Below are 19,218 nucleotides of genomic sequence, written 5' to 3'. Positions count from 1 at the left end.
ATGTATAGATTAAATGAGTATAAAAACGCCATAGAAAATACAAATATAGTTTCAAAGACAGATATAAATGGTATTATTACTTTTGTAAATGAAGAATTTTGCAATCTATGCGGCTTTAGTAAAGAAGAATTAATAGGGCAAAATCATAATATAATTCGTCATCCAGATACGCCAAAAAGTGCTTTTGAGAAATTATGGAATACTATTTTGCAAGGCAAGGTTCATAAAGGCATTGTAAAAAATAAGAAAAAAAACGGAGAAGCATTTTATGCTCAAACTACTATTATTCCGATTTTTGATGAAGATGGGAGTATTTTTGAATTTATCGCAATTAGAAGCGATGTAACAAAGCTTTTTACATTAAACGAAGAGCTTACAAAGACTAAGCAAGAGCTTATGATATTAAACGAGAATTTAGAGCAAGTTGTAGCCCAAAAGACTAATTCACTAAGGATTTTAAATGAAAATTTAGAGAAAAAAATAGAAGATGCTATAAGTCAAAATAACGCTCAGCAAAAAATCATTTTTCAACAAAATCGCCAAGTAATTTTGGGTCAAATGCTAGAAAATATAGCTCATCAATGGAGACAGCCTTTAAATGAATTGTCTTTAGCGATTTATTTATTACATAATGAGAAAAAAGATAAACATTATAAATTGTGTCAAAAATTAATTCAAAATATGAGCCAAACCATTAATGATTTTAGAAATTTTATCAATCCAAATACACCATTACAAAGCTGTAATCTTCCTAAAATTATTAAGCAAAGTTTATATATAAGCAATCAAGCACTTAAAAAAGCTAGTATAAAATTATTTTTTAATATTGATAAAAATGCTTATAAAACTCCTATTCAATGCAATTTTAATGAATTAGTGCAGGTCTTAGTAAATATTATTAATAATGCAAAAGATGCCTTGCTTGAAACTAATATTAATAAAGAACTTAGATTTGAAGTGTTTGTAAAAGATAAGGAACAAATTTTAAGGATAATTGATAACGCAGGTGGAATAAAAAGTAATATAATTGAGCATATATTTGACCCATATTTTACAACAAAGCATAAAAAACAAGGAGTTGGCTTGGGTCTATATATCTGTAAGCAAATTTTAAATAAAATTAACGCTGAGATTTTTTGCTCTAGTGAAAATGGGCGAACTTGTTTTGAGATAATTTTTAAAGGAGATTAATGCTAAGTGTTTTAATAGTTGAAGATGAAAAAAATATAGCACTTTTAATGAAAGATATACTTTCTTCTATATTTTCAGAGATTTATTATGCAAATGATGGTGTAAGTGGCTTAAATAAATTTAAAAAATTAAGACCTGATATGGTAATTTGCGATGTTTTAATGCCTTTAAAAGATGGACTTAGTCTTGCAAAAAGCATTAAAGATTTAAGTCCGAATACTCCTATAATTATAATATCAGCACATAGTGATAAAGAAAAATTACTTAAAGCAATTGATATTAATGTTAATAAATATTTGATTAAACCTATTATTCCTGAAGAATTAATCGCAAGTGTAAAAAGCCTAATAAAAAATCTAAACAAAACAGCTAGTCTAGGCGAATACACGATAGATTATGTAAAATCTAGCTTTAAAACAAAAGATTATGAAGTAGAGCTTACAAGAAAAGAATTAGCTTTATTAAAAGCACTTAGTGAGCCTATCGGCAAGGTTGTTAGTCTTGAAGAGATTAAAGAAATTTGCTGGGGTAAAAGCGATGTAAAAGATGGTTCGGTAAGAACTTTCATAAAGCGTTTTAGAGATAAATTAGGGGTAAATATAATAAAAAATATAACTTCAACAGGATATAAAATAGTTCTATAAAATAGAACTATTATATTTATTTCCTGCTTTTATATAAATAATATTTGAATTATGAATGTTTGTATTTATTGCTTCTTCATTAGGTGTTGCTTTTCCTATTAGTAATGATTTTACTGAATCGTAATTTAATAAAGTTTTGCAAAGCTCACCAGGATTATCTGTCTTTTTAATAACAATATATTCTTTAAAAGTGCTAAATTGCAAACATTGTTCCGATTTAATAAAAAACCATTTGTTTTTATCAAGCCCAACTTTAGTCATTAGAGCAATATCAATGAATTCATTGTTTGTAGAATAGTAAGTATCTATATCGTTGATTAAGGTTGCTAGATTTCTTATAGATTTTGACATTTCTGCTTCGCTTTTTGAGCTATTTACTTTTAAAAATATTAATACCAATAAAGCTAAAACTACTACACAAACTACTATTATTTCTATTGCTAAGGCTTTCTTTTTCACTTGCAATTCCTATTTGAAATTCCTAAGATTCCAGCGTTTGGTAGTTTAAAGCTTCTATCTTTAGCATAAATTCTTTCATTATTAATTAAATCATATTTCCAAATAGGTGCATTTTGTTTAAAGTCTTCAACAAATTCAGCAAAAATACTTAAGCCATTTTTTCTATGAGAACTTGCAATTCCTGCAAAATAAGAGCATTCGCCTACTAAAACATCACCTTTAGTGTGAGCAAAAAATAATTTTACATTTAAATCTTTTGTTTTTTCACACCAAGCATTAAACCATTTTTTAAGTAGAGGTTCGTATATATCAAAACTAAGACCACTAATATCACCTTCAGCTCTAATTATCCCACTAAAGCTTAAGAAAGCTCCGTAATTTAATTCTTTACATATCCCACAAAATTCACTATATAAAGCTCTTTCATCGAGTGCTTTTGTATGTATTTGAAAATTATTCATATTTAACCCCCGCATACAGGTGGTAGTATGCTTATGATATCTCCATTTTTTAATTCATATTCTAAACTATCAATGAAACCATCATTAACAGCTATTGCGCTAATTTCTAACCATTCTTTTAAATCTTCGTGTTTTAATAATTCTTCTTTTAGTTCGTAAATATTTTTTACATCTAATTCCAAACTATCTTTATTGATAGGTCCTAAAAAATTAATTTTTACCATTTTCATACACCTTTTCTAATAAAATATTTTCAGGAACAGGTCTGCTAAAATAATAACCTTGATATTCATCGCAACCTAAATGCTTTAAGAAATTTAATATTTCAATATTTTCAACGCCTTCAGCAACTGAACGCTTATTTAAGTATTTGATGATATTTACAATAAATTCAACTAATTTTCTATTTCTTTCGTTTGTGTCAATGTTTTGTATAAAGCATTTATCAATTTTTACAACATCAAAATCCAAATCTTGATCGTTTAAATAAGATAAAGAGCTATAACCTTTACCAAAATCATCCATAGATAAGCCTACATTAAGCTTTTTAATTTTATCTATGATAGCTTTACTTGTTGCATTTTCTATTGAAAAGCTTTCTGTAATTTCAAATTCAATTAATCTAGGCGGTATTCCTTGAATGTTTTTTTCAATTGTATGAACTATACCTTCGCTTAATAGTTGTTTTGTGCTTAAGTTTATACTTAATTTTAATTCAAGTCCTTTTGCTAGCCATCTTCTTTGAGCATCACAAGCCATTTTTATAATTTCATTACCTAATGTTATAATTAGATTGCTTTTTTCACAAATATTAATAAATTGATCAGGATATACTAAAGTATCGCCTTTTTGCCATCTAACAAGAGCTTCAGCTCCTATTATTTTGCCAGTTTTACAATCAACTTTTGGTTGATAATGTAATAAAAATTCTTTATTAATTATGCCGTTTCTTATATCTCTTTGAAGAGTTAGATTCTCTTCATTTTGTTTGCCTATTTCTTTAGTATATACGAAAACACAAGTATCACCACTAGCTTTATCATTTTCTATTGCTAAATCTGCATTTCCTATACATTCATGTAAGTCTTCGCTATCTTTTGGATACAAGCTACAACCTATTCTTGCATTTATTCTAAATGGTTCATATTCTATCAAATCATCGTTTGATGTGATTTTAATACTTCTTGCAGTTAGTTTTTGATGATAATTTTTAGCTATTGCATAATAATCTTCATCTTTATTAACTTCTACTACTAATAAAAATTCATCAGCTGAAATTCTTGCTAAGCATTCAAATTTATTTTTATTTTGAGTGAATTTGTATTTATCATATTTTATATAGTCTAAGCTTTCTAAATGTTCATTATCACCTATTGCCAAGCCTTTTAAATTAGCATAAAGTCTGTAAGCAACTATTTTAAGTATTTCATCTCCAAAATGTCTTCCATACATAGAGTTATAAACTCTAAATTTATCAATATTAAAAAATAAAAATAATAGTAGTTTATCATCTTTTTTAGCGTATTGTTTAAGGCTTTCATTAACGCTTATCATATTCATAAGCCCTGTTACACCATCTACATAAGCTTGTTTTTTGATATTTGTATCTTTTGTTTGGATTTGTCTAATAAATCTAAGTAATGCGTAGCTTAAGGTTCTAAACTCTTTAAATGCAAAATCATTATTAAGTTTTTTATCTTTATTAAAATTAGAAATTTGTTTATTTAATGCAACGTCAAAATGCTTAGCTGCTAGCTCTATTTGTGATTTTACTTCTCTTCTTTTTCTAACCAAAAAAATCCATAAAGCAACAAAGCCTATGCAAATAGAAAAGCATAAAAACATTCCTTGCATCAAGAATGATTTAAATCTTTTATTTTTAGCTTCTTCTAAATTAGCTTTTAATACATCTTCTTTAATTGTAAATTCTAAAGCTAGCCACCAGTTTTTATCATAACAAGTAAAAGCTTTGCTTTCATATACACAATACCATTTTTCATTACCTAGGAAATTAAAACTATCATCTAATTTTCTTACTTTAAAGTTTGAAATTTGAGCATTATGAAGATTTTTTATATTATTTAAAGCAACTATTGTTTGGCTTTCTTGATATTTTTTTTCATCTATACTAAATTTTACAATCTGATTATCATCAATTTCCATATATCTTGCATAATAAATGTAGTTTGGATCAATTCCATTTGATACATCTATTCTGATAGGATATTTCGTGTTAGCTTGAACGAATTTTAAAGCTTCTTGTTTGTTTTCATGGGTTGTAATATATTCGTTAATAAAATTATAAGTGCTATCAATAATCTCTTTTGTGCTATCGAAAATATAGTTATATTCAGCATCTAAATATTTTTTAATATTTTTTATTTCTTCTTTTATGTATTTATTAGATGATAGATTGATTTGTTCGTTATAATCTTTTTCTAAATTGCTGATTTCTTCGTTATAATTTGCTTTAATTACGAAGATTCCTATTATAAAAATAAGTACAAAAAATACTATAGAATAAAGAGTTAAGCTCTTAATTGACTCTTCTAAAATTGACTTTCTTTCTTTCATAAAATACCTGATATATTGTAAAATTAAATATGATATTATAGCAAAATTATTAATATTAAAAGGATTTTTTGATGATTTATAATGAAAATACAATAAATACTCCAGTTTATGTTTGCTATGAAAACAAGCTTAAAAATAATCTTGAGATTTTCAAAAGAATTCAAGAAGAAACCGGTGTAAAAGTATTATTAGCTTTAAAAGGCTTTGCATTTAGTGCTGCTATGCCTTTAGTTAAAGAATACCTGCAAGGTTGCACTTGCAGTGGATTGTGGGAGAGTTTGTTTGCTAAAGAATATGTTGGCAAAGAAGTACATACTTATGCTCCTGCATTTAATGAAGAAGATTTAAAAGAAATTATAAAAATAAGCAATCATTTAGTTGTTAATTCATTAAATGAATACAAAAAGGTTAAAAAATTGCAAAATGAAATTCCTGTTTCAAATTCTTTAGGAATTCGTTGTAATTTAGAGTTTTCTCTGGCTCCAAGAGAGATTTATAATCCTTGCGGAAAATATTCAAGATTAGGAATTAAAGCAAAAGATTTATTAGAAAGTGATATTGTGGTTGATGGCTTACATTTTCACGCACTTTGTGAAGAAAGTTTTGAGAGTTTAGAAAGTGTTTTTGCAGTATTTGAAGAAAAATTTTTAAAGCCATATCTAGCAAAACACCCTTTAAAATGGATTAATTTTGGAGGCGGTCATCATATTACTAAAGAAGGCTATAAGATTGATGAATTAATTAAGTTTTTAAAAGAAATTAAATCTAAATATAAGCTTGAAATATATCTTGAGCCAGGCGAAGCTGTTGGCTGGCAAACGGGTGAATTAGTAGCTAGTGTTTTAGATATTATTGAAAATGAGAAAAAAATTGCTATTTTAGATATTTGTGCAGAAGCTCATATGCCAGATACAATCATTATGCCTTATACAAGCGAAGTAAAGAATGCAAAAATTTTAGCAAGTCGTGATGAGCTAGCAGATGTTAAAAGCACTAAAACTAGCTATGTTTTAACGGGAAATTCTTGTCTTGCAGGCGATATTATGGGAGAATATGAGTTTAATCAAGAATTAAAAATAGGAGATAGGGTAGTATTTTGTGATCAAATTCATTACACGATAGTAAAAAATACAACTTTTAATGGGGTAAAACTACCTAGTTTAATCTATGTTGATGAAAAAGGTAACATTAAAAATCAAAAAGATTTTAATTTTAATGATTATTCAAGGAGAAATTAAAATTATTTTGATATAAATTAAAAAAATATTTTATTTTAGGAAGATATTATGAGAAAGTTTTTTTTACCAGCATTTTTATTTGCCTGTCTTAGTGCTAGTGATTTAACTACAACAGGAAGAGTTGAAAATATCACTAGCTACAAATTAGGGCATTTATGGACGCTTTTAGCTTCAACTTATATTGCACCTTTAGCGCTTATTGTATTAATTGCAGTTTTAAGTGCTTTTGCTCTTCATTATATGGTAATAGGACCAAAGACATTTAGTCATGAAGGCAAGAAAATTTATGCCTTTTCATTGTTTGAGCGTGGTTTTCACTTCATTGCTGCACTTGCTTGGATAATTCTAATTCCAACGGGTTTAATTATAATGAATGGTCATTTTTTTGGTGGCGGTGTGTTTGTTAGGCTTTGCAAAAATCTTCATGGAATTGCTACGATTTTATTTTTTATTTCAATTATTCCTATGTTTTTTTGCTGGATAAAAAGAATGCTACCTGCAAGCTATGATATAAGATGGCTTATGATAGTTGGTGGATATTTAAGCAAGGTTAAAAGACCTGTTCCAGCGGGTAAATTTAATTTCGGTCAAAAAATGTGGTATTACATTGCGGTATTTGGCGGTGCGATTATGATAATTACTGGTGCTTTTATGTTCTTTTTGGATTTTCAAAGCGAATTTTTACAAAGCACATTTGGTTTAAGTCATATTAATATTTTAAGACTTAGTGCGATAGTTCATAATATTTTAGGAATTGTTTGTGCTGCTATGTTTTTTGTTCATTTATACATGGCTGTTTTTGCTATCAAAGGCTCAATTCATGCAATGATTACAGGCTATAAGGAAGAAGAAGAAGTTTATATCCTACACTCATATTGGTATAAAGAGCTTACTAAAAAAGGCGAAATAAGCCCAAGTTATAGCTATGAAAAATAAAACACCTAAAATTAAATTTTGGCTTGAAGATAACGGCGAAATTTTTGGAAAAGGAAATTATGAAATATTAAAAGCCATTGAAAAATATGGCTCAATAAACGAAAGCTCTAAGCAACTTAATATGAGTTATAAAAAAGCTTGGAGCAAGAAAAATAGCACAGAAAAATTCTTAGAAGGTGATATATTTATTAGCAAAAAAGGTGCTAGTAAAGATAGCGGAACAATTCTTAGTGCTAAAGCAAAAGAATTTATGCAAAAATATGAGCTTTTAGAAAAAGAGTTAGAAGAATTTGTAGAAAAAAGATTTGATGAATTATTTAGAAAGGAATAAAATGAAATTAGATTTTAGCGGCAAGGCTTGTCCGATACCTGTAATTGAAACAAAAAAAGCTTTATTAAACCTAGATTTAAATGAAATATTAGAAATAATCGTAGATAACGAAGCAGCGAAAGAAAATATCACAAGATTGTTAAAGAATTTGAATCAGGAATTTGAAAATGACGGCTTTACTTTCAAACTTCAAAAAAGCAAGATAAATGAGGCAAAAAGCGAAAGCAAAAAGCAAGAAGGAATATTCTTAAAATCTCAAAAAGTAGGCGATGGAGAATTAGGTGCAATGCTACTAGTTGGCTTTTTAACTGCTGTTAAAGAGAGAAATATTCAAAAAGTAGTACTCATAAACGATGCGATTTTTATAGCTTGTGATGAAAACCATCCTGCTTTTAATGCTTTAAAAACTCTAGCAGATGATGGAGTGGAAATTTTATGCTGTGCGAATTGCTTGAATTACTTCTCACAAAGTCCAAAAATCGGTAGAAGTTCAAATGCAGTTGAGATAATTGGCACATTATTTGATACAAATATGGTAACTCTATGAAATTAACAAGCCTTAGTATGCACGCAGGTTGAGGGGCTAAACTAAGTCAGGCTGACTTACACAATGCTTTAAGCTCGATTAAACCTAGCGAGTTTGTTTTAAGCTCAACTACTAGCAATGAAGATGCTTGTGTTATTGATTATCCTAAGATTATTAAGCAAGAGAGTGATTTTGCCTTAGTTCAAACGCTTGATTTTATTGCACCTATTGTTGATAATGCTTATGATTATGCTGTAATTGCTGCGGCAAATTCGCTAAGCGATGTTTTTACAATGGGAGCAAAGCTTATGAGTGCTTTAAATATTGTAGCTTTTAGTGATTGCTTGCCTAAGGCTATGCTAAGCGAAATGATAGCAGGGCTTAATGATACTATAAATAAGGCTGGTGGTTTTTGTGCTGGTGGGCATACGATTAGCTCAAAGGAAGTTTTTTTAGGTCTTAGTGCAACTGGCTATGTAAAAAAAGATGAGTTTTTAAGCAATAATACTGCTAAAATCAACGATGTTTTAATTGCTACAAAACCACTTGGAACAAGTCTTAGTGCAATGGCTATTAAGGCTAGTCTTGCTAATGATTTTAGCGAATGTATAAATGGTATGAAGAGCTTAAATAATAAAGCTTTAGAAGTTTTAAAAGATATTAAAATCAATGCTTGCACTGATATTACAGGCTTTGGTTTATTAGGACATTTGAGCGAAATGCTAAACGATGCAATTAGCATTGAAGTTGAAAACTCAGCGATAAGGTATTATAAAAACACTTTAGAATTCGCTGCTTTAGGATTGTTTGGGGCTGCTAGTTATTCAAATAAATCTAGCTTAAAAGGTATTGTGAAATCATTTTTAAAAGATGATTTGTTGTTATATTCGCCTGAGACAAGTGGTGGGCTAATAATAAGTCTAAGCCAAAAAGATAGCCAAAAAGCACTGGATTTACTAAATAACGCAGGTATAAACGCCTATGCATTTGCAAATATTACACAAAGACAAAACGAAAAAATCATAATCTATTAAGGAATTTAAAATAGGAATTAGATGATTGATAGTGTGATTTATTATTTCAAATGGACTTTATATTATTTGCACGAATATAGATTTACTATAATGTTAGTGATGTTTTTTAGTTTTTTTATTTTTTATGTATTCTTTATAAAAAAACTTGAAATTTTTATAAAAGGTAAAAATAAAAAACTTGAAGAATTAGAAAAAACCAATAAAGAATATCAAGAAAGTTTAGAATATTACGAATCAATAACGCAAAAGTATAAAGATAAAATCAAAGCTTACGAACAAGATATTCAAACCCTAGTGCAAGAAAAACCAAAGCCAAATCTACAAGCAAATTATGAAAAAGGCAAAATATACGAATACAAAATAAAGTTATATTATGAGAGTTTAGGTTATAGAGTATTTCCGAATGGATATATTAATGGTAAGCGTGATGGAGGAGTGGATTTGATTGCTTATAAAGGTAGTGAAGTAAGGCTAATTCAAACGAAATGCTATAAAAATCCCCCAAGACAGCATTTATTAAGATTATTTGTAGGAGATTGCACTTTGCATATTAAGAAAAATATGAAATTTTTAAAAAATAAAGATATTTACAAAGATTTTATTACAAGTTGCGAAGATATTGATTATGGAGTAAGTGAATTTTTGAAAGAAAATCCCGAAGAAATAAATTATCAAATCAGAAGATTTGCTAACGAATAAATCATATTTATTTAACTTAATGCTTAAAAGAGTTTAACCTACAAGATATTTTTAAAATTCTTATTTTAAATTCTTTTTAATTTTGTGGAATTTAAAATCGGAATTAAGAGTTAATTTCACATCTTATTTTTATAATTTTAAGCTTTTATTAAGAATGGGGGGGGGTATTATTCTTCTTTTAAATTATTATTAGGAGATTTTATGAAAAAATTAGCTTTTTCATTAATTTGTGCAAATGTTTTTGCGAGTAATTTTGTTGGTTTTGGTTTTTATGGTTCGAATGCTGATACTAAAAATGCTGAAGGTCTTGATATAGAAGATAAAGGAATTTATCACTATGAAATATATGCAAATAAATTTTATAGTGAAGGTGAAAATAATTTCGTTTATGATGCAAAATTAGGATATTCATATTATAAAAGCAATATTAAAGCTATTGAAGAAAATGTAGAAGTTAAGGCTAGTGTAAAGGTAAAAGCACTTAGTTTACAAGCTTTAGCTGGATACGGAATCTTGGTTGGCAATGATGTATCTTTGTCATTTTTAGGTGGTCTAGGTTATGAAAACGCAAAATATACTGCTAGTAACTTTAGTGCAACACTTGGTAATGCTACTGCAATAGTAGATTTAAGCTCTAGTGAAAAAGATAATTCAATGTTTTTAAAGACTGGTGTTGCTACTAGAAAGCAATTTGAGAATAATTTTACAATGAGCGGTGGTGTATATCTTAAATACTTTACAAAAAAGATTGAAGATGTAAAACGCTTTTCACCTGAAGTTGATTTAAGACTTGGTTATACTTTTGCAAATAATATTTATGTAGGAGTCAAATTTGGCTATGAAAATACTTTAATCGGTCATGGTGGTAAAGCTGGTTTTGAACTAGGCTATAAATTTTAAATTTACTCAAGCCTTTAAAGGTTTGAGTAAAAATATTTTAATAATCAATTAGTTCTACATAAACTTGCTCTTTATCATCGGTGTAATAAGTTTTATATTCTATTGTAGTTTCGCTTTCTCCACCATTTACAACTATGCCTTTTATCTTGCCATCTATTATTTTACTGCTTAATTCGTTTGGCATAGTTGGATAAACAAATTTCAAATTAGCATTACAATATCTTGCTCTATCATCTTCGTTTTTTAGTGTTACAAAGCTAGAAAAATCCATCTTAACATTAGTGCTTACATATTTTATTATTTGATTTAATAAATCAATTACGGGCTTATAAGCATTTGCTGCGTAGCTTTCAGCAAAATTACCATTATATGAATAATCATAATCTTTAAACTCTTGTACTTTAATTATCGTATCTTCTACTTCATCTTGAAATGCTTTAATAACGCCGTATTTAAATATTACTTCAGGAGCATTTTTTCTTATAAGCTCTTCTAGGACTTCAAGCACTAATTCATCATTACATTTTGGTGTATTATCAAAAAAAGAAAAATTAAAAGCACTTAAATATGTGCTTAAAAATAAACTAATTATTATTTTTTTCATTGTTGCCCCTATTATCTTCAAATATTTTTGCAATTGCTTGAGAGATATTTTCATTATTTGGGTTATTATCTAATATAAATAATTTTAAAAACTCAACGCCAAAGTGCGATGGGAAAATAAAATAACAATCATTGTGAAAATTATCCTTAGGAAAATGATTTGTCCTTATACCTATTGATAATTCACCCTTATTTGTCTGTGCTTCTCCGACTACTACTTCAAAATATTTATCTTTATAAATTAGCTTGAAAGGATAGTTTTTACTATCAATAAAAGGCTTTTTAATTTGCATTTCTTGCCCTTACTAAGTCTATGATATTATTAACCTTTTCTAAGTTTTTATTTCTTAAAATTGCACCTATTATAAATAAATCCAATAGGCACCAAAAAGCAATGAATTTGTCTAAATCTAAAATACCCGATATCTCTGGATTTATTTCCTTGAGATTAAATGCTATTATTAATAAAATTAATTTCATACAACCTACCGAAAACATATTAATTCTAAACCAAGCTACACCATAACAACCTAATAATAGATTATAAAGCCAAAAGCAAGTAACAGGACTATCAAGCTTGTCTTTTTTTAGTATTTTAGCAACTTCGTTAAGCTCGGTCTCGCTTAAACTTTCTAGTTTTTTTAATAATTCTTCATTACTCATAATAGGTTCTGATGACTTTATATTTTTTATGAGAAATTTTCTAAATCTACCTATTTTTTTAGGCAACTTGTCTTGAATTGAAGAGAATAAAATCGTCGCATTCATTTTTAATCCTTTTAAAATAAAATAAAAACGAGATAATACCCCCCCCCATTCTTAATTTATGCTTAAAACTATTTAAAATGCTTAAAAAAATTGTAGAATTTGAAATAGGAATTTGAATTTTCCTATTTCGTAAGATTTATATGAATTTTACTTTTTCGTTAAATGAAAATCTCATTTTTTTATGTTTTGGTTGTCCGTTTGCTCTATAACCAAAAGTTAAAACCAAAGCGCAAAATTCATCTTTTGGTAAAAATTCTTCATTAATTGGTGCTTCGTCGTATCCACCTATAATGCAAGAATCAACGCCTAAAGTATGAGCGCAATTTACCATATTTGTAGCTGCTATATAGCATTGTAATGCTCCGTATTCATGAGCGTTTCTAGTTTCTAGACGTTTTAAATATGGCGAATATAATTCATATACTTTATCAAAATCTTCCCTTCTTCTTAATGCTTTTTGAACCACTTGTCCTTGTGGATTAAAATCATTTTTTGCAGCTAAAATCACAGCAAAAGAGCAGGTTTCAAATTGTCTTTTAGAATTACAAAATTGCTTTAATTTTTCAATTTTTTCTGGGCTTTGCAATACATAAAAAGTCCAAGGCTCAAGTCCTAATGAGCTAGGGCTTAGCACTCCAGCTTCTAAAATAGTATGAACTTTTGCTTGAGAAACTTTTTCATTATTAAATTCTTTGCAAGCAAAACGAGTTTTAAGTAAATGTAAATAATCCATTATTCCTCCTTTGTAGCTTTATTTTGAGCTTTTATGCTTTCTTTGTTGTCTTCAATTAATAGCCTATTTTTTTCTATTAATTTCATTGCATCGTTTATTTTTTCATCTAGTGCTGTGATTTTTTGTTTTAATAATAATATTCTTGAATTAAAGTGTTGGATAATTAAAAATACAATTAATAAAAATATCGCTAGAACTACTAGTAAATATAAACTTCCCATTTTAATCCTTTATATCAATGTAAAAAATTGTTTGAGTATCTTTATTTTCAATGTTTATAACATTAAAATTATCTAAAATCATATTAGATAATTCTTTAATATTAGTAATATTATTTTGTGCCAATAGCCTTAAAACCCTGCCGCGATAGACTTTTGAGCTATGAGATAACTGCTTATTGTTTTTCATAAAAACAAAAGTAGCATGTGGAATTTGAATTCGGTAATAATCTTTGTAAATATCAGCTCTAAGGTCTATTACAAATTCTTTTATCTTTTCGTCTAAAGCACTTGTTGTATCTTTTAGATATTCTTTAGCTTGATTTATTTTATTTAATTTTACGCCTTGCTTTAGTTTATAAAATGGTATTTTATCACTTGCTAAAATAGGTCCAAAAAGATTAGAAAAAATGATTAAATTATTGTCAATATAAGTTTTTGCATCTTTAGATAAGCTTTCATAATCTAATTCTTTATAACTAACACCTTGATATAAATTAATAGCTTTATGAAGTGTTTTTGAAAAGTTATTTAGTATTGATTTTGTATCTTTAACTCCAAAAATCTCTTCTAAATTATCAAAATTATTAATATATTTTTCAATAATTTCTTTTCTAAAGCTAGATTTTATAAAAAAATTATTCATATTTAAATGAAGAAAAAATTCTTTTATTTCTTCTATTTTACAATGGTTTTCGCTTTTTAATTTTTCTTCGCTTGGTGAAAATAAAATATACATTTTTATCCTTTTTTTAAAAAAAATTATAACTTACTCTTGACAAATGAAAATTTTTTACATATAATGCCGTCTTTCATTTTTAGTTTAATTGCTGGTTTAGCTCAGTTGGTAGAGCAGCTGCCTTGTAAGCAGCAGGTCGGGGGTTCAAGTCCCTTAACCAGCTCCATTTTATTTTTAGCAGTGTTTGACCAGAACAAAAAAGGTTTTTATTAAGGTGAGTTACTCAAGTGGCCAACGAGGGCAGACTGTAAATCTGCTGGCTTTGCCTTCCGTGGTTCGAATCCACGACTCACCACCACTATGATGCGGGAATAGCTCAGTTGGCTAGAGCATCAGCCTTCCAAGCTGAGGGTCGCGAGTTCGAGTCTCGTTTCCCGCTCCAACTTTTTTGTAAAAACTGGGAGCTGTATTTTTATCGCTTCGCAAGTTTTTCCAAAATAAGTTTTTATGATGTTTTTAGTTTTTGTTGTCTAAAATTATAATTTTTCTGAGCGCTCGTATGGCTCAGAGGTAGAGCACTCCCTTGGTAAGGGAGAGGTCGTGGGTTCAAGTCCCACTATGAGCTCCATTTATTCAAAAAGGTAATAATTTTAGATTAGTAATTAATTTTATTAATACGGAGGAAGTATTATGGCAAAGGAAAAATTCTCACGTAATAAACCACACGTGAATATCGGAACTATCGGTCACGTTGACCACGGTAAAACTACTTTAACTGCTGCTATTTCAGCTGTTTTATCAAGAAGAGGTCTTGCTGAGCTTAAAGATTATGATAATATTGATAATGCTCCAGAAGAAAAAGAAAGAGGTATTACAATCGCTACTTCTCATATTGAGTATGAGACAGAAAATCGTCACTATGCTCACGTAGACTGCCCAGGTCACGCAGACTATGTTAAAAATATGATTACAGGTGCTGCACAAATGGACGGCGCTATTCTTGTTGTTTCAGCAGCAGATGGCCCAATGCCACAAACTAGAGAGCACATTCTATTATCACGCCAAGTTGGTGTTCCATACATCGTAGTATTTATGAATAAAGCTGATATGGTTGATGATGCTGAATTATTAGAACTAGTTGAAATGGAAATTAGAGAATTATTAAGTTCATATGATTTCCCAGGTGATGATACACCAATCGTTGCAGGTTCTGCATTACAAGCTTTAGAAGAAGCAAAAGCTGGTAAAGATGGTGAATGGTCAGCAAAAATTATAGAATTAATGGCTCAAGTAGATGCTTATATCCCAACTCCAGTTCGTGATACAGATAAAGATTTCTTAATGCCAATTGAAGACGTATTCTCAATTTCAGGTCGTGGTACAGTTGTAACAGGACGTATTGAAAAAGGTGTTGTTAAAGTTGGTGATACTATTGAAATCGTTGGTATTAGAGATACACAAACAACAACTGTAACTGGCGTTGAAATGTTTAGAAAAGAAATGGAGCAAGGTGAAGCTGGTGACAACGTAGGTGTGTTACTACGTGGAACTAAAAAAGAAGATGTAATTCGTGGTATGGTTCTTGCTAAGCCAAAAACTATCACTCCACATACAGATTTTGAAGCAGAAGTTTATATTCTAACTAAAGAAGAAGGTGGTAGACATACTCCATTCTTTAATAACTATAGACCACAATTCTATGTAAGAACAACAGACGTTACTGGTTCAATTCAATTAGCAGAAGGCACAGAAATGGTTATGCCTGGTGATAACGTAAGAATTACAGTATCACTAATTCAACCAGTAGCACTTGAAGAAGGTACTCGTTTTGCTATCCGTGAAGGTGGTAGAACAGTTGGTTCAGGTGTTGTATCAAAAATTATTAAGTAATTTGATGAGTAGGTTTTAAACCTACTCTATAAAAATAAAAGGAAATGTTATGAGAATTAAAATTGGTTTAAAATGTGAAGAAACAGGTGATATCAATTACAGCACTTTTAAGAATTCAAAAAATACAACAGAAAAATTGGAGCTTAAAAAGTATTGTCCAAGATTAAGAAAACATACAGTTCATAAAGAAGTTAAATTAAAGAGTTAATTTTAGGGCAATAGCTCCAACGGTAGAGCGCCGGATTCCAAATCCGATGGTTGGGGGTTCGAATCCCTCTTGCCCTGCCAATTAAAGGTTTTAAAATGGAAAAATTAATAAATTATTTTAAGTTGTCAAAAGCTGAATTAGCTAAGGTATTTTTTCCAACTAAAAGTCAAGTGAAGAATGCTTTTATAACTGTTGCAGTAGTTGTAACTGTTATATCATTATTTTTAGCTTTTGTTGATTTTATTATGTCTTTTTCATTAAAGAGTATTTTATAAGGGCGTTAGATGAATTTTAAATGGTATGCAATTCAGACTTACGCGGGAAGCGAAATGGCTGTAAAAAGAGCTATTGAGAAATTATGTTATGAAAATGGTATTTCTGATAGACTTAAAGAAGTTTTAGTTCCTACTGAGGATGTTATTGAAACAGGAAAGAATGGAAAACAAAAAATTACAGCAAAATGTTTATATTCAAGTTATGTTTTTGCAAACATAGATTTGGATATCGAACTATGGCATAAAATTCAAAAGTTACCTAAAGTAGGTAGATTTATTGGTGAGTCTAAAAAACCAACTCCTTTAAGCGAAAAGGATGTTAATTTAATTTTAGAAAAAGCTAATAATAGAAAAGCTCCAAGACCAAAAATTTATTTTGAAAATGGAGAGAGTGTAAGAATCATAGAAGGTTCATTTGCGAATTTTACAGGCATAGTAGAAGAATACGATATGGTAAGAGGTACTTTGAAGCTAAATGTTTCTATATTTGGTAGAAGTACTCCAGTTGAGATTCTATATTCACAAGTTGAGAAAATTATTTAAATAAGGAGTCATTATGGCTAAGAAAGTTGTTGGGGAAATCAAATTACAAATAGCTGCAACAAAGGCAAATCCATCACCACCGGTAGGACCTGCTTTAGGACAGCAAGGTGTTAATATTATGGAATTTTGTAAAGCTTTCAATGAGCGCACAAAAGATATGGCAGGTTATAATATTCCTGTTGTTATCACTGTATATGCTGATAAGAGTTTTACATTTATTACAAAACAACCACCTGCAACAGATTTAATTAAAAAAGCTGCAGGAATTTCTAAAGGAACTGATAATCCTTTAAAAAATAAAGTTGGTAAATTAACAAGAGCTCAAATTTTAGAGATTGTAGATAGAAAAATTGCTGATTTAAATACTAAAGATCGTGAGCAAGCTGCTAAAATTATCGCAGGTTCTGCTAGATCTATGGGTGTTGAAGTAGTAGATTAATTAAAACCCAACCGCCGGGTTAAGGCGGAAGCACTTTAAAAAATGCGGAGAAATTAATATGGCAAAAAAAGCAAAAAGAATTCAAGAATTATTAAAAAAAGTTGATTTAACAAAAGAATATTCATTAAACGAAGGTATTAAGACTATCAAAACTCTTTCATCTGCAAAATTTGATGAGACTGTTGAAATAGCTATGAAATTAAATGTTGATCCAAGACATGCTGATCAAATGGTTAGAGGTTCAGTTGTATTACCTGAAGGAACTGGTAAGAAAGTTCGCGTAGCAGTAATCGCTAAAGATATTAAAGCTGATGAAGCTAAAAAAGCTGGTGCTGATATTGTAGGTGATGATGATTTAGTTGAGGAAATTCAAAAAGGTAATATCAATTTTGATGTTTTAATAGCTACACCAAATTTAATGGGTCTTGTAGGTAAGGTTGGTCGTATTTTAGGACCAAAAGGTTTAATGCCAAACCCTAAAACAGGAACAGTTACTATGGATATTGCACAAGCTGTAAATAATGCTAAATCAGGACAAGTTAATTTTCGTGTTGATAAGCAAGGAAATATTCATGCAGGTTTAGGAAAAGTTAGTTTTTCAGAAGAAAAATTATTAAACAACATAAGTGCTTTTGTAAAAGCTATTAATAAGCATAAACCAGCAACAGCAAAAGGTAGATATATTAAGAGTGCAACTATATCTTTAACAATGAGTCCAGGTTTAAAATTAGAAACTCAAGAATTACTAGATTTAAAATAATTTTTTTAGTTTATAGCCGTTTTGTAATAAATTTATGTTACAAATACGGCTTATTGTTTTTTTATGAATTTTTATTTTAGTTTTTTATGAAAGTTAAGATAAAAATTTGATTTGTGACAGCCGAGGTGTTTTACTTAATTGACTTTTGTCTCTCTGCTTAAATCATAAATCGGAAAGGAGAAAAGATGACAAGAAACCAAAAAGAAGAATTAATAGCTAGACTTTCTGATGAATTTGCTGCCAATAATGCTGTTGTAGTTTGTAACTATAAAGGAATTATTACTAAGCAATTAGAAGTATTACGTGATTCTGCAAGAACTGCTGATGTAAAAGTTGAAGTAATTAAAAATACTTTAGCTAATATTGCATTAGATAAAGCAGGTAAAACAGGTTTAACTCTTAAAGATACTAATATATATCTTTGGGGTGCAGATGCTTTAGCAGTTACTAAAGTTGCTGCAAAATTTGCAGAAAAAAATAATGCTTTTGAAGTTAAATTTGGCCACATTGATGGTGAAGTTGCTGATGCTAATAAAATTATTGCATTATCTAAAATGCCATCACGTGAAGAACTACTTGCTATGTTATTGCAAGTTTGGAATGCTCCGATTCAAAATTTTACAATCGGATTAAATGCTCTTAAAGAAAAAAAAGAAAAAGAATAATTATATAAAGGATAAAAAATGGCAATTACAAAACAAGATGTATTAGAATATATTTCAAACCTAAGTGTTCTTGAACTATCAGAATTAGTTAAAGAATTTGAAGAAAAATTTGGTGTTAGTGCAGCTCCTGTGATGGTTGCAGGTGCTGTTGGTGGTGCTGCAGCTGCTGCAGAAGAAGAAAAAACTGAATTTAACGTAGTATTAGTTGATTCAGGTGCAAACAAAATTAACGTAATTAAAGTAGTTCGCGCATTAACAGGTTTAGGCCTAAAAGAAGCTAAAGATGCTGTTGAAGGAACTCCATCAACACTTAAAGAAGGTGTTAGTAAAGCAGACGCAGAAGAAGCGAAAAAGCAACTTGAAGAAGCTGGCGCTAAGGTTGAACTTAAATAATTTTTTAGCCCTATTTTATAGGGCTTTTTTAATATTGTGTTGTTTTAACAA

General features: G+C 29.1%; 26 protein-coding genes, 5 tRNA genes and 1 pseudogene. 22 read left to right on the top strand and 10 right to left on the bottom strand.

Annotated features, from left to right (window positions below):
- Positions 1-1,191: a PAS domain-containing sensor histidine kinase gene (locus tag AVANS14531_RS05830; protein ID WP_336611663.1), complete on the top strand. Its 1,191-nt coding sequence runs from the start codon at positions 1-3 to the stop codon at positions 1,189-1,191.
- Positions 1,191-1,835, top strand: a complete 645-nt coding sequence (locus AVANS14531_RS05825; RefSeq protein WP_239817732.1) for a response regulator transcription factor — start codon at positions 1,191-1,193, stop codon at positions 1,833-1,835. The genes AVANS14531_RS05830 and AVANS14531_RS05825 overlap by 1 nt, the downstream gene beginning before the upstream one ends.
- On the opposite strand, the gene AVANS14531_RS05820 is transcribed toward AVANS14531_RS05825, so the two are convergent.
- The 4 genes from AVANS14531_RS05820 to AVANS14531_RS05805 are packed head-to-tail and all read right to left on the bottom strand — an operon-like array spanning position 1,830 to position 5,329.
- Complete coding sequence (locus AVANS14531_RS05820) at positions 1,830-2,294, bottom strand: hypothetical protein (protein ID WP_239817733.1); 465 nt, start codon at positions 2,292-2,294, stop codon at positions 1,830-1,832. The genes AVANS14531_RS05825 and AVANS14531_RS05820 overlap by 6 nt on opposite strands.
- Entirely contained in the window at positions 2,291-2,755 is a 465-nt protein-coding gene (locus tag AVANS14531_RS05815) for a molybdopterin synthase catalytic subunit (RefSeq protein ID WP_336611662.1), read from the bottom strand. The genes AVANS14531_RS05820 and AVANS14531_RS05815 overlap by 4 nt, the downstream gene beginning before the upstream one ends.
- A 2-nt stretch (positions 2,756-2,757) precedes the next feature.
- Positions 2,758-2,979, bottom strand: coding sequence for a MoaD/ThiS family protein (locus tag AVANS14531_RS05810; RefSeq protein ID WP_239817735.1), 222 nt, complete (start codon positions 2,977-2,979; stop codon positions 2,758-2,760).
- On the bottom strand, positions 2,966-5,329 hold the full coding sequence (locus tag AVANS14531_RS05805; protein ID WP_336611661.1) for a putative bifunctional diguanylate cyclase/phosphodiesterase: 2,364 nt from the start codon (positions 5,327-5,329) through the stop codon (positions 2,966-2,968). Before AVANS14531_RS05805 ends, AVANS14531_RS05810 begins: the two co-directional genes overlap by 14 nt.
- A 74-nt stretch (positions 5,330-5,403) precedes the next feature.
- On the opposite strand from AVANS14531_RS05805, the gene nspC reads away from it, so the two are divergent.
- From nspC to AVANS14531_RS05770, 7 genes and pseudogenes are all read left to right on the top strand, one after another.
- On the top strand, positions 5,404-6,567 hold the full coding sequence (gene nspC / locus AVANS14531_RS05800; RefSeq protein ID WP_442862402.1) for a carboxynorspermidine decarboxylase: 1,164 nt from the start codon (positions 5,404-5,406) through the stop codon (positions 6,565-6,567).
- A gap of 48 nt (positions 6,568-6,615) precedes the next feature.
- Positions 6,616-7,503, top strand: coding sequence for a formate dehydrogenase subunit gamma (locus tag AVANS14531_RS05795; protein ID WP_336611659.1), 888 nt, complete (start codon positions 6,616-6,618; stop codon positions 7,501-7,503).
- On the top strand, positions 7,493-7,834 hold the full coding sequence (locus AVANS14531_RS05790; RefSeq protein WP_336611658.1) for a winged helix-turn-helix domain-containing protein: 342 nt from the start codon (positions 7,493-7,495) through the stop codon (positions 7,832-7,834). Before AVANS14531_RS05795 ends, AVANS14531_RS05790 begins: the two co-directional genes overlap by 11 nt.
- Position 7,835: 1 nt before the next feature.
- Entirely contained in the window at positions 7,836-8,381 is a 546-nt protein-coding gene (gene yedF, locus AVANS14531_RS05785; protein ID WP_336611657.1) for a sulfurtransferase-like selenium metabolism protein YedF, read from the top strand.
- 44 nt (positions 8,382-8,425) lie between these two features.
- Positions 8,426-9,394 (top strand): annotated as a pseudogene (gene selD / locus AVANS14531_RS05780) (selenide, water dikinase SelD); the annotation flags it as partial.
- 21 nt (positions 9,395-9,415) lie between these two features.
- Positions 9,416-10,093, top strand: a complete 678-nt coding sequence (locus AVANS14531_RS05775) for a restriction endonuclease (RefSeq protein WP_336611656.1) — start codon at positions 9,416-9,418, stop codon at positions 10,091-10,093.
- A 201-nt stretch (positions 10,094-10,294) separates the two neighbouring features.
- Positions 10,295-10,993, top strand: coding sequence for an autotransporter outer membrane beta-barrel domain-containing protein (locus AVANS14531_RS05770; RefSeq protein ID WP_336611655.1), 699 nt, complete (start codon positions 10,295-10,297; stop codon positions 10,991-10,993).
- A gap of 37 nt (positions 10,994-11,030) precedes the next feature.
- On the opposite strand, the gene AVANS14531_RS05765 is transcribed toward AVANS14531_RS05770, so the two are convergent.
- From AVANS14531_RS05765 to yaaA, 6 genes are all read right to left on the bottom strand, one after another.
- Complete coding sequence (locus AVANS14531_RS05765) at positions 11,031-11,597, bottom strand: hypothetical protein (protein ID WP_336611654.1); 567 nt, start codon at positions 11,595-11,597, stop codon at positions 11,031-11,033.
- A complete protein-coding gene (locus tag AVANS14531_RS05760) occupies positions 11,578-11,889 on the bottom strand; it encodes a hypothetical protein (protein ID WP_239817744.1) in 312 nt (103 codons plus the stop codon). The genes AVANS14531_RS05765 and AVANS14531_RS05760 overlap by 20 nt, the downstream gene beginning before the upstream one ends.
- On the bottom strand, positions 11,879-12,364 hold the full coding sequence (locus AVANS14531_RS05755; RefSeq protein ID WP_336611653.1) for a hypothetical protein: 486 nt from the start codon (positions 12,362-12,364) through the stop codon (positions 11,879-11,881). The genes AVANS14531_RS05760 and AVANS14531_RS05755 overlap by 11 nt, the downstream gene beginning before the upstream one ends.
- 136 nt (positions 12,365-12,500) lie before the next feature.
- Positions 12,501-13,097 (bottom strand): NAD(P)H-dependent oxidoreductase, encoded by a 597-nt coding sequence (locus AVANS14531_RS05750; RefSeq protein WP_336611652.1) that lies wholly within the window; start codon positions 13,095-13,097, stop codon positions 12,501-12,503.
- Positions 13,097-13,318, bottom strand: coding sequence for a hypothetical protein (locus AVANS14531_RS05745; RefSeq protein ID WP_336611651.1), 222 nt, complete (start codon positions 13,316-13,318; stop codon positions 13,097-13,099). Before AVANS14531_RS05745 ends, AVANS14531_RS05750 begins: the two co-directional genes overlap by 1 nt.
- A gap of 1 nt (position 13,319) precedes the next feature.
- Positions 13,320-14,054 (bottom strand): peroxide stress protein YaaA, encoded by a 735-nt coding sequence (gene yaaA / locus AVANS14531_RS05740; protein ID WP_336611650.1) that lies wholly within the window; start codon positions 14,052-14,054, stop codon positions 13,320-13,322.
- A 90-nt stretch (positions 14,055-14,144) separates the two neighbouring features.
- Between yaaA and AVANS14531_RS05735 the strand changes: the two genes are divergently transcribed.
- From AVANS14531_RS05735 to rplL, 13 genes are all read left to right on the top strand, one after another.
- Positions 14,145-14,220: transfer RNA gene (locus AVANS14531_RS05735), tRNA-Thr, on the top strand.
- Between the two features lie 47 nt (positions 14,221-14,267).
- Positions 14,268-14,352, top strand: a tRNA-Tyr gene (locus AVANS14531_RS05730).
- A 7-nt stretch (positions 14,353-14,359) separates the two neighbouring features.
- A tRNA-Gly gene (locus AVANS14531_RS05725) sits at positions 14,360-14,436 on the top strand.
- A gap of 111 nt (positions 14,437-14,547) precedes the next feature.
- A tRNA-Thr gene (locus tag AVANS14531_RS05720) sits at positions 14,548-14,622 on the top strand.
- Positions 14,623-14,684: 62 nt separating this feature from the next.
- Entirely contained in the window at positions 14,685-15,884 is a 1,200-nt protein-coding gene (gene tuf / locus AVANS14531_RS05715) for an elongation factor Tu (protein WP_239817749.1), read from the top strand.
- Positions 15,885-15,933: 49 nt separating this feature from the next.
- A complete protein-coding gene (gene rpmG, locus AVANS14531_RS05710; RefSeq protein WP_214118203.1) occupies positions 15,934-16,092 on the top strand; it encodes a 50S ribosomal protein L33 in 159 nt (52 codons plus the stop codon).
- A 4-nt stretch (positions 16,093-16,096) separates the two neighbouring features.
- Positions 16,097-16,172: transfer RNA gene (locus tag AVANS14531_RS05705), tRNA-Trp, on the top strand.
- Between the two features lie 15 nt (positions 16,173-16,187).
- Complete coding sequence (secE, locus tag AVANS14531_RS05700; protein ID WP_336611649.1) at positions 16,188-16,367, top strand: preprotein translocase subunit SecE; 180 nt, start codon at positions 16,188-16,190, stop codon at positions 16,365-16,367.
- 9 nt (positions 16,368-16,376) lie between these two features.
- Positions 16,377-16,910: a transcription termination/antitermination protein NusG gene (gene nusG, locus AVANS14531_RS05695; RefSeq protein WP_239817751.1), complete on the top strand. Its 534-nt coding sequence runs from the start codon at positions 16,377-16,379 to the stop codon at positions 16,908-16,910.
- Positions 16,911-16,923: 13 nt separating this feature from the next.
- Entirely contained in the window at positions 16,924-17,349 is a 426-nt protein-coding gene (gene rplK / locus AVANS14531_RS05690) for a 50S ribosomal protein L11 (RefSeq protein WP_336611648.1), read from the top strand.
- 58 nt (positions 17,350-17,407) lie between these two features.
- Entirely contained in the window at positions 17,408-18,109 is a 702-nt protein-coding gene (gene rplA / locus AVANS14531_RS05685) for a 50S ribosomal protein L1 (RefSeq protein ID WP_336611647.1), read from the top strand.
- A 185-nt stretch (positions 18,110-18,294) separates the two neighbouring features.
- Complete coding sequence (rplJ, locus tag AVANS14531_RS05680; RefSeq protein ID WP_239817753.1) at positions 18,295-18,774, top strand: 50S ribosomal protein L10; 480 nt, start codon at positions 18,295-18,297, stop codon at positions 18,772-18,774.
- A gap of 18 nt (positions 18,775-18,792) precedes the next feature.
- Positions 18,793-19,167: a 50S ribosomal protein L7/L12 gene (gene rplL / locus AVANS14531_RS05675; RefSeq protein WP_214118192.1), complete on the top strand. Its 375-nt coding sequence runs from the start codon at positions 18,793-18,795 to the stop codon at positions 19,165-19,167.
- Positions 19,168-19,218: the final 51 nt, after the last annotated feature.

Source organism: Campylobacter sp. Cr9, assembly GCF_020138295.1.
GTDB lineage: Bacteria > Campylobacterota > Campylobacteria > Campylobacterales > Campylobacteraceae > Campylobacter_E.
The sequence above is the reverse complement of the archived record's forward strand: the minus strand, read 5'-3'. Positions and strand labels throughout refer to the sequence as shown.